The sequence below is a fragment of the Pseudoxanthomonas sp. X-1 genome (assembly GCF_020042665.1).
Lineage (GTDB): Bacteria > Pseudomonadota > Gammaproteobacteria > Xanthomonadales > Xanthomonadaceae > Pseudoxanthomonas_A > Pseudoxanthomonas_A spadix_A.
The window spans coordinates 186,863-203,001 of record NZ_CP083376.1; the positions used below are offsets into that span (position 1 = coordinate 186,863).

General features: G+C 68.9%; 10 protein-coding genes. 6 read left to right on the forward strand and 4 right to left on the reverse strand.

All coding sequences use genetic code 11. The features are described from left to right. Positions 1-91: 91 nt before the first annotated feature. On the reverse strand, positions 92-3,085 hold the full coding sequence (locus LAJ50_RS00810) for a TonB-dependent receptor (protein WP_138651402.1): 2,994 nt from the start codon (positions 3,083-3,085) through the stop codon (positions 92-94). 121 nt (positions 3,086-3,206) lie between these two features. Next, positions 3,207-6,560 (reverse strand): TIM-barrel domain-containing protein, encoded by a 3,354-nt coding sequence (locus tag LAJ50_RS00815; RefSeq protein ID WP_138651401.1) that lies wholly within the window; start codon positions 6,558-6,560, stop codon positions 3,207-3,209. Positions 6,561-6,881: 321 nt separating this feature from the next. Here LAJ50_RS00815 and LAJ50_RS00820 point away from each other — a divergent pair, with 321 nt between their 5' ends. The 5 genes from LAJ50_RS00820 (at position 6,882) to LAJ50_RS00840 (ending at position 11,741) form a co-directional block, all read left to right on the forward strand. Further along, positions 6,882-8,048 carry an SIS domain-containing protein gene (locus LAJ50_RS00820; RefSeq protein ID WP_138651400.1) on the forward strand — a complete coding sequence of 389 codons (1,167 nt, stop codon included), beginning with the start codon at positions 6,882-6,884 and terminating at the stop codon, positions 8,046-8,048. Further along, positions 8,041-8,976, forward strand: a complete 936-nt coding sequence (locus LAJ50_RS00825; protein WP_224096424.1) for an ROK family protein — start codon at positions 8,041-8,043, stop codon at positions 8,974-8,976. Before LAJ50_RS00820 ends, LAJ50_RS00825 begins: the two co-directional genes overlap by 8 nt. 107 nt (positions 8,977-9,083) lie before the next feature. Continuing rightward, positions 9,084-9,863: a DeoR family transcriptional regulator gene (locus LAJ50_RS00830; RefSeq protein WP_138651439.1), complete on the forward strand. Its 780-nt coding sequence runs from the start codon at positions 9,084-9,086 to the stop codon at positions 9,861-9,863. Positions 9,864-10,298: 435 nt separating this feature from the next. Then, on the forward strand, positions 10,299-10,958 hold the full coding sequence (locus LAJ50_RS00835; protein ID WP_138651398.1) for a DUF4304 domain-containing protein: 660 nt from the start codon (positions 10,299-10,301) through the stop codon (positions 10,956-10,958). A 270-nt stretch (positions 10,959-11,228) separates the two neighbouring features. Continuing rightward, on the forward strand, positions 11,229-11,741 hold the full coding sequence (locus LAJ50_RS00840; RefSeq protein WP_138651397.1) for a hypothetical protein: 513 nt from the start codon (positions 11,229-11,231) through the stop codon (positions 11,739-11,741). 181 nt (positions 11,742-11,922) lie between these two features. Here LAJ50_RS00840 and LAJ50_RS00845 read toward each other — a convergent pair whose 3' ends face one another. Continuing rightward, the gene (locus tag LAJ50_RS00845; RefSeq protein ID WP_138651396.1) at positions 11,923-14,277 is read right to left on the reverse strand and encodes a Tex family protein; all 2,355 of its coding nucleotides are present in this window, start codon (positions 14,275-14,277) and stop codon (positions 11,923-11,925) included. Positions 14,278-14,459: 182 nt separating this feature from the next. Here LAJ50_RS00845 and LAJ50_RS00850 point away from each other — a divergent pair, with 182 nt between their 5' ends. Next, positions 14,460-14,819, forward strand: a complete 360-nt coding sequence (locus LAJ50_RS00850; protein WP_138651395.1) for a hypothetical protein — start codon at positions 14,460-14,462, stop codon at positions 14,817-14,819. A 31-nt stretch (positions 14,820-14,850) separates the two neighbouring features. Here LAJ50_RS00850 and LAJ50_RS00855 read toward each other — a convergent pair whose 3' ends face one another. Continuing rightward, positions 14,851-16,077 carry an MFS transporter gene (locus tag LAJ50_RS00855; RefSeq protein ID WP_138651394.1) on the reverse strand — a complete coding sequence of 409 codons (1,227 nt, stop codon included), beginning with the start codon at positions 16,075-16,077 and terminating at the stop codon, positions 14,851-14,853. Positions 16,078-16,139: the final 62 nt, after the last annotated feature.

Below are 16,139 nucleotides of genomic sequence, written 5' to 3' on the forward strand. Positions count from 1 at the left end.
GGAGAGGCGGGTGTTCCGCCACCATGCGCGCGGCGCCACCCTCCCGGCATCTCTCTGCTTCGCAGGGGGAGATGAGCCAGTTACGTACCGACTAGAACTTGTACCCCACCTGGAAGCTGACCACCCGGCCATAGATGCTGGCGTAGTCGCTGGAATCGCCCAGGAAGCTGTTGGGATCGTAGAAGGGCTTGCGGTCGAACAGGTTCTTCAGCGTCAGCCCCACGTTCCAGTGCGCGTCGGGGCGCCAGGCCACGCTGAGGTTGGCGGTCCACCACGACGGCGCGCCGTCGCACTTGCTCTTCTCCAGCGGCAGGTAGCCGGCGGTACAGGTATCGGCATTGTTGTCCTGCGCGTCGATCCGGTCCCAGCCCCACTTGGTGCCGCCGGTGTAGTTGACGAAGACGCTGGTGGTGAACTGCTGGTAGCTCCAGTCGGCGTTGAGCGTGGCGCGCAGGCGCGGGTTGCTGTAGTAGCCCACGGTGTTGCCGTAGTACCAGCGGTACTCATCGTCGATGTAGCTCTCGTTGCGGCGGGCGATGGTCGCGGCCAGGCCCAGGTTCAACTTGCCCCAGGCGCCGAGCGAGAACTGGCTGCGCGCGTCGATGTCGAAGCCGTCGATCAGCGTCTTGCCCTGGTTCTTGTACTGGCCCACCACCGCGGACACGTTGCCCACGCTGTAGCCCGGCAGCGTGCCGGGGCAGGCCACGCCCGCGCCGGGATCGGCGCACATGGCCGCCAGCTGCGCCAGGTTGGCGCGGTCGGCGTCGGTGATCGGCGAGCGGGTCATCGACAGGATGTCGGTGTCCTTGCTGTAGTCCGGCGCGACGATCTGGTTGCGGCGATAGACGAACCAGTAGTCGGCCGACACCGACAGCCAGCGCACCGGCTCGAACACGAAGCCCAGCGTGGCGATCTTGGCCTTCTCCGGCTGCAGGTTCTTGTTGGGCTGGGTCATGCGCGCCACGGTGCGGCTGCAGTCGCTGTTGAGCAGCGCGTTGCCCAGGTCCACGTCGCCGGCGCGGCTGGACTGCAGCAGCAGGTTGGCGATCGCGTTGGTCTCGGCGCAGCGCGTCTCGTCGCGGTAGCCGCCCAGCTGGGCGAACACGCCGCCGGTCCCCGCCTCGGCCAGGCTGGGCGCGCGGAAGCCCTCGGAGTAGGTGCCGCGCAGCATCAGCTGCGGCAGCGCCTGGTACTTCAGGCCGATCTTCGGCGCCAGGTTGGTGTCGAAGTTGGGGTACTTGTCCGCGCGCAGGGCCGCGTCCAGCTCCAGCTTCTCGGTCAGCGGCGCCACGGTCTCGGCGAACAGCGCATAGGTGTTGCGCGCCCCGTCGAACCACGAGCCGCCCTGCTGGGTGATCAGGCCGTCGGCCGCATCCGGATTGCCCGGCGTGTAGAAGGTCTCGCGGGTGGCGTTGAAGCCGAACGCCGCGCGCATCTCGCCGGCCGGCAGCTGCGCGATCGGCCCTTCGATCTTGCCGTCCAGGGTGTGCAGGCGCGTCCAGGACTGGATGTCGAAGGTCGGGTACGCCTCGCGGATCAGCGCCGCGTTGGCCTCGCTGATCTCGCCGAACTTGTACGCCGGATGGTCGGAGATGATCACCCGCCCGGTGCCCGGTTCGATGGTGAAGGGACCGAAAGCCTTCTCGAAGCCCTTCAGGTTCACGTTGACGGTCTGATAGGTGACCGAGTGGCTGCCGGCGGTGGCGAAGGCCGTCTCCCAGTTCCACTGCCCCAGCTGGCCGCGCAGGCCGGTGACCACACGATAGCTCTTGTCGGTGTTGCGCTGGCCGAAGTAGTCATCGCCCGCGTCCTGCAGCAGGTACTGCAGGCCCACCACGCCGCCCATCATCGCCTTCAGCGCCGGGCTGGCGTGGTTGTACTCGTTGTTCGGCCCCAGGTACGGATACAGGAACTGGTTGACCGTGGTGCCGGTATTGCGCGAGAACCAGCTGGTCGGGTTGCCGGTGGTGGTGTTGAACGTGCGCGGCGTGCCGCCGTTGGCGCGCAGGTCGATGTCGGTATAGGTGCCCTCTGCGAAGGCCTCGGTGGTGTCGCCGACCAGGAAGTGGCTGTTGAGGTAGACCGTGGTGCGCTCGGACTGCGCGCCGCCGTCGATCTCGTTGTTCATCCAGGTCTGCCAGATGCAGCGCGGGCCGGCGGCCTCGGTGGTGAGCACGTTGTTGCACCCTGGCGCGGCCTCCTGCACGCGCGCGCCGGTGACCGGGTCGAAGGCGAAGTAGCTGCCCGGATTGAACTCGCCCGGCTTGCTGCCGGTGCCCAGGCGCAGGTTCTTCAGGTAGTTGGGATTGTTGACGTAGTACTGCGCCGGGCGCTTGTCGTAGACATCGCTCAGCGGGATCGCATCGCGCTTGTAGTAGTTGACCGAGCCGTAGACGTTGAAGCGGTCGCGGTCCAGGTCGCCGAAGCCGCCGGTGATGCTGGCCTGGTGCTCGCCGTAGGAGTCGATGCGCGAGGAGCTGTCGGTGGTCAGGTTGACCTCGGCGCCCTGGTAGTCGCGCTTGGTGATCACGTTGATCACGCCGGCGATCGCGTCGGTGCCGTACACGGCCGAGGCACCGTCGGTCAGCACTTCCATGCGTTCGATCGCCGCGGCGGGGATCGCATCGATGTTGACGAACTGGGTCTGGAAGCCCGCCGGCGCGCCGTAGTACGACAGGCGGCGGCCGTTGAGCAGCACCAGCGTGCCCTGCGCGCCCAGCCCGCGCAGGTTGGCCTGCGAGGCGCCATCGGAGCCGGTGAACAGCGAACGGAAGTCCTGCTGCGCCGGCCGCGCGGCCGGCAGGTTGTCGAGCACCTGCAGCAGGGTGCGCGCGCCCATGTTCTCGATTTCCTGCTTGCTGATGACCTGAACCGGCGAGGCGGTCTCCACATCGGTGCGCCGGATGTTGGAGCCGGTGACCTGGATGCGGGCCAGGTCGGTGGCCTGGCTGTCCTTGGCCGGTTCGCCGTCCTGGGCGGTGGTGTCCTGCGCGGCGGCGGGCAGGGCGAGGGCCAGCAGCACGCTGGCCACGGCCAGCGACAGCGGGGAACGGGAGCGGGAACGGAACGCAGGTGCGGGCAACATCGAAGGTCTCTCCTGGCGGTTAAACGGCGCGGGGTGGCGGTGCGCCGGGCAAAACGATCCTCACGGCCGCGGCGTGGCGGCCGCGGCGGGCAGGGCGGGGCAGAGCGGTGTTACGCGGGGGTCATGGGCGCAGGACGCTGGCGGTATCGCCCTCCTGGCCGATCAGCACGGCATTGGCCCAGTCGGCGCAGACCTGGGACGGGGCGGCGCCGGTCGCGCCGGTGGTGCGCAGGCTCAGGGTCGACAGGCCGCGGATGTCCAGTTCCGGCTTGACCACGCCCGGCGCCTGGACCAGGCCGCTGTCGTACAGCAGGCGGCCGTCGCCGAACACCTGGAACTGCAGCCCGCCGGCCTGGCGGCAGGCGTCGTCGATGCCGAGGTCGGCGCGCAGCAGGCGCCATTGGCCCTTCAGCGCCAGGTCGAGGCGGCTGTCGGGGCCCACGCCGAGGCCGCGGCGGAACAGCAGGCCGTTCATGCGCAGCGCGCCGCCGCCGCGCAGGGCGCGGTCGGGCACGACCTTGCCGGCCAGCGCCGCCGGCAGCGGCAGTTCGGACAGGGCGCGCTGCTGCACCGGGCGCTCGGGTTCGACGTGCTCGAGGATGTGGAAGGTGGACAGCGTGATCGGCCCGACATCGCGCGGCTGCAGCGCATCGATGGCGCGCGCGGCGTCGCCGCCCTGGGCGGCCAGCACCATCGGATCGGTGGCCGACGCGCCGTCGCCCTCGGGGTTCTGCACGCTGAGCACGCGGAAGCGCAGCAGGCGCCCGGCGTGGGCCGGGAAGTCGATGCGCTGCGTGCCCTGCGCCAGCTTGAGCGTGCCGCGCGCGACCGGCTCGCCCCATTCGCCGTTGCTGTCCGCCAGGTAGACCTCGTAGTCGCGCACCTGGCCGTGCTTCCAGTTCTTGTCGTTGCGCGGGGCCAGTTCGATGCCGTCGATCAGCTTGCGCTCGCCGAAGCCGACCACCCACTCGTGCGCGCCGGTGCGCACGGCCTGGTTGCGCACGGTGCGGAACCAGGTGCCGGGGTCGTCGTCGAAGGCGTTCTCCAGCGGCTGTCCGGGCTCCTCGGCCGGGCGGTTGACCACCAGCAGGCTGTCGGCGGGCAGCGCGCGGCCCAGGTCCGGCGCGGCCGGATAGGCATCGTCGGCCGCCGCGGGCGCCACGGGGAAGTCCAGCTGCAGCGCCAGCGGCGCGCGGATGTCCACCGCCGCTGTGCGCACGTGCAGCGTGCCGCGCCGCTCGCCGGCGTCGAAGGACCAGCCTTCGGTCGCGCGCGCCAGCGCGGCGGCATCGCCCACTTGCGGCAGCGCGCGGCCGTCGAGCCGCACCCCGCGCGGCGCCTGCCGGCTGGACACGCGCAGGGCATAGCGGCGCTGCGCCAGCTGGCCCTGGTACTGGCCCTGCACCGCGCCGATCTCGACCCGCACCGGGCCGGCGCCCTGGTCCGGAGCGTGCATGGCGATGACCTGTGTGCTCGATTCGCCCTGCTGGTAGCGGCGCGTGCTGCCGTCGTCCTCGTACAGCGTGTACTGCGATTCGCCCTGCGGATACAGGTCGAAGGTCACCTCGTCCAGCGGCTTCTGCCCGTCGAACAGCATCTCCGGATACATCGGCACGATCGCCCCGGCGCGCACGAACACCGGCACGGTGGCCAGGTCGACCTGGCGGTCCAGCTGGCGGCCTTCCGCCCCGGCGCGCACGCGGCGGCCGTCCCAGTAGTCGATCCAGGTGCCGGCCGGCAGGTGGATGTCGCGGCGCCAGCCGCGGCTGGCGGCCTGGCTGCGGTAGACCGGCGCGACCAGCAGGTCGCGGCCGAGCAGGAACTGGTGCTTGTAGGTCTCATCGTGCGCATGCGGGTCGTCCGGGAAGTCCCACATCAGCCCGCGCACCGGCGGCGCGCCGGTCTGCGCCGCCTCGTGCACCAGGCCGTACATGTACGGCGTCAGCCGCATCTTCAGCTTGAGCGCGGCGCGGTTGATGCTGCGATAGGGTTCGTCGAACCACCAGGGGTGCTTGCGGTCGTTGGCCGACCAGCCGGACATGCCCATCAGCACCGGCGTGAACGCCTTCCACTGCAGGTCGCGGGTATAGGTCTCGGCGCTGCCGCCGAAGATCCCGTCCACATCGCCGGTGGCGTAGGCCAGCCCCGACAGCCCCGAGCCGACCAGCGTGGGGATATGCCAGGCGATGTAGTCCCAGCTGCCGCTCTGGTCGCCCGTCCAGGCCACCGCGTAGCGCTGGATGCCGGCCCAGCCCATCACCGTCCACAGGAACGGGCGCGAATCGGAGTTGTCCAGGATGCCTTGGTAGGCCGCGCGGTTGGCGTCCATCGCGAACTGGTAGCCCTTGCCGGTCCAGGCCACGTCCAGCTTCTGCACCCGGCTGCCGGCGGTGCCGACCTCCCAGGCGATCTTGTCCACGCCGTTCTCGGTCCACAGCCCGGTCCTGAAGCCGTACCGGGCCAGCCCCTCCACGACCTCGGGCAGCTTGGTGTAGCCGCAGCCGTAGCCGTCGTTGGGCAGGATCCAGCCGCCGGGCATGTCGTGCTCGCGGTACTGGCGCGCCACCGAGTCGATCACGTCCGGCGTGGTGCCGGTGGGGCCGTCGTGCCAGCCGTCCGGCACGGTGCCGGGCTTCCTGGCGTTGTCGCCGTCGTTGTAGCAGTCGGCATCGCCGTAGGACAGCGCCCAGCGCGCCAGCATGGTGGGCCGGCCGGTGAGCCGGGTGTAGCGCTCCACCAGCCGCGGCAGGCCGGCGCCGACGAAGTAGTACGCGTCGAAGCGGTCCTCGCGATGCAGCAGCGTGGCCTGGTCGGGCTGGCGCAGGTCGTAGTCGCCGTCGCGCCAGGTGTTGCGCAACATGCCCCAGCCGCGGTCGCTCAGCAGCATCGGCGCCGGGCTGGGCCGGTCGCCGTCCTCCCAGCCGCCGGAGTAGGAGATCTCCAGCTCGCGGCCCTTGAACTGGTAGCGCCCGTTCTGCTGGCCGCCGCCGTAGAAGCCTTCGTCCGCCTGCGAGGACAGCACCTGCACGCTCTGGTCCCGGTCCAGGTCGAGCGGCTGCAGCTCCTGCCACAGCGGCACCGCGCGGCCCTGGTCCAGCCGTTCCAGGCGCAGGCGCAGGGGCGCGCGCTGCACGTGCAGCACCAGCGCGTCGGTGCGCACGCGCAGCTCCTGGGCGTCTTCCTCCAGGCTTGCCTGCGCGTCGCTGGCCGGCTGCGGCAGCACGATCGGCGCGGCCTTGTCGCCGGCGTCGGTGAGCCTGCCGTCGCGGCCGGCCTGCACGCGCACGATGTCGGCGGCCACCACCTCGATGCGCATCACCGCGCCGCTGTCGGTGCGCAGCAGCCAGGCGTGCTCGCCCTGCGCGCTGATCGACCGCACGTTGCCGACCGACACGGCCCCGGCCGCACCGCAGGCCAGCAGCAGCGCTGACGACAGCGCGGCACGCAGCGGCGATCGCGGGGCTCGGACTTGCACCTGAAAGGCTCCGTTTGCCGGTTCAACCGACGTGCGAATGGCGGGTCGTCACCGACTGTAAGGCAGGGTTTCGAAACATGTCAACGAAATGAAAGGAAAAGCGCGCCATTTCGACGCGTAAAAGAAAGAATCTGGTTCGAATTTCTTTCGAAATTCCGGCCGATTCGGGCTGGCCGTTGCTCTGATCCCTGGTGGCCCGGTCCGGCCCCGCAACAGAGAAGCTCTTCCAGGCATAGCCGGCTCGCGTCTTTTCATTTTCTTTCGTTATTTGACATTTCGAAAGGAAAGCGGGATGTTGCGCCGGCCCAACTGGACGCTTGCATGGACCTGATTCCGCTTTCCGACGCCCCCGCCTGGCAGCGCCTGGGAGGCGCGCACACCGCCGCCGAGATCGCCCAGCAGCCGGCGCTGTGGGAGCAGCTGGCACAGGGGCTGGCCGAGGCGTGGCCGCGGCTGCAGGCCTTCCTAGGCCAGGCGCTGAGCGACCCGCGCCAGCGCGTGCTGTTCACCGGCGCCGGCAGCTCTGGCTTCATCGCCGAGATGGTGGCCGACACGATCAACGCGCAGTGGCCGGCCGACGTGCGCGCCCTGCACACCACCAACCTGCTGACCCATCCGACGCTGTATCTGGAGCGTGCGCGGCCCACCCTGCTGGTGTCCTTCGGCCGCAGCGGGTCCAGTCCGGAGAGCGTGGCGGCGGTGGACCTAGTCCGCGCCGGCGTGGACCAGGCGCGCTTCCTGGACATCACCTGCAATGCTCAGGGCGAACTGGCGCGGCGCGGGGCCGGTCGCGCCGATACCTTCACCGTGCTGATGCCGCCGGCCAGCTGCGACCAGGCCTTCGCCATGACCAGCAGCCTGACCTGCATGCTGCTGGCGGCGCTGGCGGTGTTCGACCGCGGCGCGCTGGACACGCGCATCGCCCGCCTGCGGCAGGTGGCCGCGCTGGCGCGCCAGGGCCTGGCGCAGTGGGACGCACCGGTGGCGGCGCTGGCCGCGCGTCCGTTCGATCGGGTGATCTATCTGGCCAGCGGTCCGCTGGAGGCGCTGGCGCGCGAGGCCGCGCTGAAGGTGCTCGAACTCTCCGCCGGGCGCGTGCTGGCGCTGGCCAACACGCCGCTGGGCTTCCGCCACGGCCCCAAGTCCACGCTGGACGCGCGCACCCTGGTGATCGTGCTGCGCAGCGTGCAGCCGCTGGCGCGCCGCTACGAGCAGGACCTGCTGGCCGAACTGCGCCGCGACGGCGTGGCCGGCCAGGTCCTGGCGATCGGCCCGCACGCCGACATCGGGGCCGACGACGACTTCACCCTGACCGTGCCGGCGACCACGCCGGCGCTGGACGATCCATGGCTGGCGCCGGTGTGGCTGGGTTTCGCCCAACTCTACGCGCTGCGGCGCTCGGCGGCGCTGGGGCTGACCCCGGACAATCCCTTCCCCGATGGCACCGTCAACCGCGTCGTGCAGGGCGTCACCATCCACCGTGGCTGACGCACCGGCCCTGCGCTACGGCATCGACATCGGGGGCACCAAGATCGAACTGGTGGCCTGCGATGCGGCCCTGCAGGGGGTCTGGCGCCGGCGCGTGGCCACGCCGCAGGGCGACTACGCCGGCTTCCTCGACGCGGTCGCCGCGCTGGTGGCCCAGGCCGACGCCGCGCTGGGCCAGGCGGCCTGCGCCATCGGCGTGGCGTTGCCCGGCGTGCGCGAGCGCGGCAGCGGTCGCCAGCTCAGCGCCAACGTGCCCGCGCTGACCGGCCAGACCGTCGCCGCCGACCTGCGCGCGCGGCTGGCGCGGCCGCTGGCCTTCGGCAATGACCTGCAGTGCTTCGCCCTGTCCGAGGCCCGCGGCGGTGCCGCGCAGGGCTATCCGAGCATGTTCGGCGCGATCCTCGGGACCGGCGCGGGCGGCGGCTACTGCGTGGACGGACGGCTGATCACCGGCTTCAACGGCCTGGCCGGCGAATGGGGCCACTGGAGCGTGCCCGGCCACCTGCTGCAGCGCCATGGCCTGCCGCTGCTGCCCTGCGGCTGCGGTCTGCAGGGCTGCGTGGAGCGCTATGTCTCCGGCAGCGGCCTGGCCATGCTCGAGCGTCACCTGGGCGGCACCGCGCCCGATGCCGCCGCAGTGGTCGCGCTGGCCGACGCCGGCGATGCGCGTGCCCGCCAGGCGCTGGACATCCACCGCGACCTGCTCGGCCACAGCCTGGCCGCGCTGGTGCTGGCCCTGGATCCGCATGTGATCGTGCTCGGCGGCGGGCTGTCGCAATACGCACCGCTGTATGCGCAGCTGCCCGCCGCGGTGGCCGCGCACCTGTTCGCCGGCGCGCAGGTGCCGCCGATCGTGCCGCCGCGCTTCGGCGATGCCGGCGGCGCGCGCGGCGCGGCGCTGCTGGCCTGCCCGCCGGCGTCGTCCTGAGACCCAGGGCGCACGCCGTGTCCTCGCCGCGGACCTCGCTTCCCGCCCGTCGCGCGGGCGATACGACCGGCTAAGCTGCCGAGCTCCTCAGGGATCCCCCGATGGCCATGCGCAACACCCGCTCCCGCCGCCAGCAGATCCTGCAATCCCTGATCGAGCAGGGCGGCGTGCAGGTGGGCGCGCTGGTCGAACGCTTCGGCGTCTCGGCGGTGACCATCCGCGCCGATCTCAACCACTTCCAGGCCCAGGGCCTGGCCACGCGCACACACGGCGGCGCCAACCTCGTGCGCACACCGCCGCAGGAGCGCGACATCCATGAGAAGGACACGCTCAACCTGCCGCTGAAGGATTCCATCGGCCTGCGCGCCGCGCGGCTGGTCAAGCCCGGCGACAACATCATCATCGACTCCGGCTCGACCACCATGACCCTGGCGCGCCACCTGCACGACCACCGCGACGTGTCGGTGATGACCAACGGCCTGAACATCGCCTGGGAACTGGCCACCGCGCCCGGCGTCAACGTGCTGCTCTCCGGCGGCCAGCTGCGCAAGCAGTCGCTGTCGCTGCAGGGCAGCCAGGCCGAGGTGAGCCTCAACGCCTACAGCTTCGACACCCTGTTCCTGGGCGTGGACGGCCTGGATCTGCAGTTCGGCCTGACCACCCACGACGAATCCGAGGCCCGCCTCAACCAGCGCATGGTGGAACATGCCCGCCGCGTGGTCGTGCTGACCGACGCCTCCAAGTTCGGCAGGGTCAGCCTGCACCGCATCGCCAAACTGGAGCAGGTGCACACCATCATCACCGACGCCGGCATCGACGCCTCTACGCGCGACGGGCTGCAGCGGATGGGGGTTGAGGTGATCATTGCCGAGCCGGGGGGCGGTTGATTCGGCGCGAGGATCGAATCAGCCGTCCAAGTCAGTCGCCGGTGCGTCGGCGCGGCCTCGGCCTTGAACCGCGCTATGCATCGGTGCCGCGTCTGCCGTGCGTATCCGGCGACTGCGAATACGCCGCCATCAATCAAGATCGCTGCAAGCGCTTGCCCGGCGGCGAGTCCGGCGTGAGAAATCACCAAAAATGACCCAGCGTCGGGCCAATGTCGCCCAAGTCGCGATCTGTCATTTCTTTATGACCGCGCGCTCGCTGCGCGACGGAATGCACCCGCGCCTTCGCCGATAACACGAAAGTCATGTCTGTCGCGCAATCGATATGCGCCAAGCAAGCCCTTGTCGTGTGCGGCTTTTTCCTATTGACGCCCCGCAAGCCGAACAGCAGACTCGCCGAATACGCCCCATTGTGGGGTCGAATCGTCGTTGGACGACATGGACAGCAAGATCGTCAACCGAGAAATCAAAAGAGCCGTTTGGCCGCTTTTGAAGAAAGCCGGATTCAATCGATTTACGCAGAGGGTGGCTTGGCGGCATCATCAGGACAGTATCGATGTCCTGGATCTTCAATCATTTAACAGCTACAACGCCGAGATTATGGGGGTTACCACCTTTTCGTTTTGTGTGAATCTTGGCAAGTATCTTTTGTACGTACCACCTCTGTGGGACGCGAAAGTGAAAGATGGAGTTCAACTTCCTCGAGAGCATGAGTGCCTATTTCGCGGGCGCTTGTTTCCCGAAGTGTCGGCCGCGACCTCGGATAAGACAATTTGGTCGATTGACGCCTCCGGAAGGAACTTGCTCTGGTGTATCCAGGACGTCATCGGCCAGATCCCGATGGCTCTCAACTGGTTTGCACGGCTCGATGAACGCTCCGAAGTTCTGTCAATTCTTCTAAAGGAGGACGAAGACATGCCGCGCCTTTGGGGATTCGGGCGCAACCCGTCTCCGATTCGCTCGTATTCTGCTGGATATGTGGCGCTTGCACTCGGGCAGAAGCAGCTTGCCAGCAATAAGCTAAATGAGGCGGTCGACTCAAAGTGTTTTACACGGCTGTTCTCAAGCGTTGACGGAGCAGTCAATCGCGCCGTCTAACAATTCGTTCAACCCGACACCGCTCCGCGACGCGGCTCAACTCAGGGTGGTAGAGCCAATGCCCAACACCATCGCTAATCGCGCAATTGCTATCCTGGTGGCGCTAACCAAGCACACTGGTTGCCGCTTTCTGGTCTGCAATGAGCGCAGGCTGGCTTGGTCTCGTTACCGTTCGGCGCCTTGCTACTCTTTCTTGCACTATCGGATTAATGCAGGCGTCAGCGCGCAATGGCAGCTTTGACGGCGAACGAGACAAGACAGGCGCTTTTCATGCGCATCAACCAAGCCCAGGTACACCACGATCTTCTCGTTGCCCTCCGAGAATCGACCGCCAACCAAGATCATCTAGTCCGATTTAACCGCAACCTGCGATTCTTCGCGGGAGCCGAGTCCGCGCTATATAACTCCACGGTTGTCCTTCTCTACGGCCTCTACGAGACCCGAGGAGATACGGTCAACTTTCGGCAACTGCTGGAGCTTGCGGGCAGTCTTATCCCCGCAGAGGCTCTTGCCGAGTATCGCCAACGCTTGGAGCAGATCAAACAGACTTGGTTGCGCGTGTGCACGCTCCGCAATGAAGTAGTCGGCCACCAAACATTAAGGCGCGACAGAGCCGCCGTAGAGCTTAAGGCGGACTTGAAATTTTCAGATGTCGATTCTCTTCTGACGCACGCCAAAAAGTTGTTGTTTGACATTTCAACTCGCCACTTCGACACGCACCCGCACTACATCGAGAACAGTCGTGACGCTGTTGACGAACTACTATCTCGGATTGCGCTCTAACTAACTCGGGAGCTGGGTCGGAGTGCAGTTCTTGAACCGTTGAGATTCGTGCTCGACCTCACGCCCTGGCTTTTGCCTCTACGGCTCGAGCAAGGCACGCGTTCGGTTGCCGAAAACAGAAGTGGCCGATCCGACCTGAATCGCCTCCCGTCGCGTTGTCCGCAAGGGAGGCGCGGCGCGATCACTTCCCCCGCGCCCGCGCAAACGCCGCAGCCAGCGCGTTGTCCACCGGTGGTGCGGTGGGCTTGGGCGGCCGTGCGTTGCCGCCGCCGTGGCGCGGGCCGCCGCGTGCGTTGTCGCGCGCATTGCGGTCCTCGCGCGGGCCGCTGGTCGGGGCGCGGGGGACGTCGTCCAGGCGGCGGGTCAGGGCGATGCGCTTGCGCGCCACGTCCACCTCGAGCACCTTGACCTTGACGATGTCGCCGGCCTTGACCACTTCGCGCGGGTCCTTGACGTAGGTGTCGGACAGGGCGGAGATATGGACCAGGCCGTCCTGGTGCACGCCGATATCGACGAACGCGCCGAAGGCGGCCACGTTGCTCACCACGCCTTCCAGGATCATGCCTTCGCGCAGGTCCTTGATGTCCTCCACGCCCTCGGCGAAGCGCGCGGCCTTGAACTCCGGGCGCGGGTCGCGGCCGGGCTTCTCCAGCTCCTTGAGGATGTCGCGCACGGTGGGCACGCCGAAGGTCTCGTCGGTCAGGCGCTCGGCCTTGAGCCCGCGTAGGAAGGCGGTGTCGCCGATGATCTGCTTGATGCTCTTGCCGTCGGCCTGGGCCAGGATGCGTTCGACCACCGGATAGGCCTCAGGGTGCACCGCGGAGGCGTCCAGCGGCTGCTCGCCGTCGTTGATGCGCAGGAAGCCGGCGCACTGCTCGAAGGTCTTCTCGCCCAGGCGCGGCACCTTGAGCAGCGCCTTGCGGGTGGGGTAGGGGCCATGCTGGTCGCGGTAGACCACGATGTTCTCGGCCACGGTCGAGGACAGGCCCGATACGCGCGTGAGCAGCGCGGCCGAGGCGGTGTTGACGTCCACGCCGACCGCGTTGACGCAGTCCTCCACCTTCGCATCCAGCGCGCGCGCCAGGCGGAACTGGTCCACGTCGTGCTGGTACTGGCCCACGCCGATGGCCTTGGGTTCGATCTTCACCAGCTCGGCCAGCGGGTCCTGCAGGCGGCGGGCGATGGACACCGCGCCGCGCAGCGACACGTCCAGGTTGGGGAATTCCTTGGCCGCGGTTTCCGAAGCCGAGTACACCGACGCGCCAGCCTCGCTGACCACGATCTTCTGCAGCTTGGGGTTGTTGCAGGCCTTGATGACCTCGCCGGCCAGCTTGTCGGTCTCGCGGCTGGCGGTGCCGTTGCCGATGGCGATCAGCGCCACGTCGTGCTGCTGGCACAGGCGCTTGAGCGTCTGCAGCGACTGCTCCCACTGGCGCTTGGGTTCGTGCGGATAGATGGTGTCGGTGGCCACCAGCTTGCCGGTGGCATCGACCACGGCGACCTTGCAGCCGGTGCGGATGCCCGGGTCCAGGCCGAGCACGGTCTTGGGCCCCGCCGGGGCGGCCAGCAGCAGGTCCTTGAGGTTGTCGCCGAACACCTCGATGGCCTCGCCTTCGGCCTTCTCGCGCGCCTGGTTGAACAGGTCCAGCATCAGGTGCAGGTGCAGCTTGGCGCGCCAGGTCAGGCGGCAGGCCTGCGCCAGCCAGGCATCGGCGGGGCGACCACGCTGGTCGATGCCGGCCGCGCGCGCGATGCGTCCTTCGGCATAGGCGTTGCCGGCCTCGATGTCCGCGCCGGGCTCCAGGTCGAGCTGGATGAATTCCTCGCGGCGCGCGCGGAACAGGGCCAGCAGGCGATGCGAGGGGATCCTGGCCAGCGCTTCGCTGTGGTCGAAGTAGTCGCGGTACTTGGCGCCGGCGTCCTCCTTGCCTTCCACCACGCGGGCGCGGATCACGCCGTTGTCCTGCAGCCAGGTGCGCAGTTCGCCCAGCAGCGCGGCGTCCTCGCCCCAGCGCTCCATCAGGATGGCGCGCGCGCCTTCCAGCGCGGCCCTGGCGTCGGCCACGCCCTTCTCCGCATCGACGAAGCCGGCGGCAAAGTCCTCCGGCACGCGCGTGGGGTCGGCCAGCAGGCCATCGGCCAGCGGCTCCAGGCCGGCCTCGCGCGCGATCTGCGCGCGCGTGCGGCGCTTGGGCTTGTAGGGCAGGTACAGGTCTTCCAGGCGCGACTTGCTGTCGGCGGCGAGCAGTTCATTGCGCAGGTCGTCGGTCAGCTTGCCCTGCTCGTCGATGCTGGCCAGGATCGCGGCGCGGCGGTCTTCCAGTTCGCGCAGGTAGACCAGGCGCGTTTCCAGCGTGCGCAGCTGCGTGTCGTCCAGGCCGCCGGTGACTTCCTTGCGGTAGCGCGCGATGAACGGGACCGTGGCGCCTTCGTCCAGCAGCGCGATGGCGGCCTGCGCCTGCGCGGCCTGCGCGCCGATCTCGTCGGCGATGGTCTGGGCGATCTGGCGCGCGAGCGCCGCGGAGAGTGCTGCCATTGCGTGGGTTCAACCGGAACTACAGGGCCGGCGATTGTGGCGTCCTCCGTGCGCCAGTCCAAGCGGTTGACTTTCATCGCGCCTGGTCGGAGCGCGGTTTGACGCCACGCTGGGCCGCTGCTAGAAGGACACGGGCCGGTGGTCGCCGGCCGACGCGGAAACACCCCTGACAGGACGTCACCATGACACCCGATCCAGAGCAGTTGGCAGAACAGCACGCGCGCGAATTCGCCGGTCCCCAGGATCGGATGCTGCGCCAGGCCGGTCGCGCGCTGGAAGCCGCCGTCCAGCATTTGCCCGAGGCCGAGCAGATCGCGTTCGCGGACCGCTACATGGCGCGGCTGACCCAGCTGGCCCTGGCGCAGTCCTCGTCCGCGCGCCCAGGCGAGGCCGCGACGCGTCAATCGCCTGAGGCGGTGGGATTGCTGGGGGATGCGGATCCGCGAACCCGACGGTCGGGCTTCCGGCTGTGGGTGCCGGTGCTGCTGGTCGCGCTCGTGGTGATCCTGGTGCTGGTGGTGAACGGCCTCGGCGCGCGGTAGCGGTTGCCGCGCGGGCCGGGCCGCACCCGGCTCAGGCGTGCCGGCGGCTGGGCAGGAACGCGGCGACGATGCCCAGCAACGGCAGGAACGAGATCACCTGGTAGACCCAGAAGATGCTGGTGTGGTCGGCCAGCACGCCCAGCACCGCCGCGCCCAGCCCGCCCATGCCGAAGGCGAAGCCGAAGAACAGCCCCGACACCGTGCCGATGCGGTTGGGCATCAGCTCCTGCGCATAGACCAGGATCGCCGAGAACGCCGAGGACAGCACGAAGCCGATCACCACCGTCAGCACCGTGGTCCAGCCCAGGCTGGCGTAGGGCAGCAGCAGCGCGAACGGCGCCACGCCCAGGATCGAGGCCCAGATCACCGGCTTGCGACCGATGCGGTCGCCCACCGGCCCGCCGATCAGCGTGCCCGCGGCGGAGGCCAGCAGGAAGCCGAACAGATGCAGCTGCGCGCTGGGCACGGAGAGGTGGAACTTCTGGATCAGGAAGAAGGTGTAGTAGCTGCTGATGCCGGCGATGTAGAAGTACTTGCTGAAGATCAGCACCAGCAGCACGCCGATTACCCAGGCCACCGTGCGCCGCGGCAGCGGCGCGAGGGTGGCGGGCGTGGCCGTCTTCGGCCTGGCCGCGCTGCGCGCCAGCTGCAGGCCGTACCAGCGCCCGACATAGGTCAACAGGCCCATGCCGATCAGCGCCGCACCGGCGAACCAGGCCACGCTGGTGCGCCCGTTGGGCACGATCACCGCCGCGGCGATCAGCGGGCCGATGGCCGTGCCGGTATTGCCGCCGACCTGGAACACCGACTGCGACAGCCCATGCCGCCCGCCCGAGGCCAGCCGCGCGATGCGCGAGGACTCGGGATGAAACACCGCCGAGCCGATGCCCACCAGCATCGCCGCGCACAGCACCATGATGAAGTTGGGCGCATAGGCCAGCAGCAACAGGCCGCACAGCGTGGAACCCATGCCCATCGGCAGCGAGTACGGCGCCGGCTTGCGGTCGGTGCGCAGGCCGATCAGCGGCTGGAACAGCGAGGCGGTGAGCTGGTAGGTCAGGGTGATCAGGCCGACCTGGGCGAAGCTGAGCTGGAACTGGCCCTTGAGGATCGGGTACAGCGCCAGGATCAGCGACTGCATCATGTCGTTGACCAGGTGCGAGCCGGTCAGCGCGGCGAGCACGCCGACCGCGACCGGGCCGCGCGCGGGCGCTGACGTGGCGGGCTGGGCGGGCAGGGGCGCGGTGGTGGTCGACATGACGGCGGCACGGTTCGGGACGGGCAGGGGGCGCATGGTAAAGTTGCCGCTGACGCCTTTCC

Excerpts from the sequence above, each read along its gene's own strand:
- LAJ50_RS00845 (WP_138651396.1), bottom strand. The coding sequence starts at position 14,277 with ATGGCAGCACTCTCCGCGGCGCTCGCGCGCCAGATCGCCCAGACCATC.
- LAJ50_RS00835 (WP_138651398.1), top strand. The coding sequence starts at position 10,299 with ATGGACAGCAAGATCGTCAACCGAGAAATCAAAAGAGCCGTTTGGCCG.
- LAJ50_RS00820 (WP_138651400.1), top strand. The coding sequence starts at position 6,882 with ATGGACCTGATTCCGCTTTCCGACGCCCCCGCCTGGCAGCGCCTGGGA.
- LAJ50_RS00830 (WP_138651439.1), top strand. The coding sequence starts at position 9,084 with ATGCGCAACACCCGCTCCCGCCGCCAGCAGATCCTGCAATCCCTGATC.
- LAJ50_RS00810 (WP_138651402.1), bottom strand. The coding sequence starts at position 3,085 with ATGTTGCCCGCACCTGCGTTCCGTTCCCGCTCCCGTTCCCCGCTGTCG.
- LAJ50_RS00840 (WP_138651397.1), top strand. The coding sequence starts at position 11,229 with ATGCGCATCAACCAAGCCCAGGTACACCACGATCTTCTCGTTGCCCTC.
- LAJ50_RS00855 (WP_138651394.1), bottom strand. The coding sequence starts at position 16,077 with ATGTCGACCACCACCGCGCCCCTGCCCGCCCAGCCCGCCACGTCAGCG.
- LAJ50_RS00850 (WP_138651395.1), top strand. The coding sequence starts at position 14,460 with ATGACACCCGATCCAGAGCAGTTGGCAGAACAGCACGCGCGCGAATTC.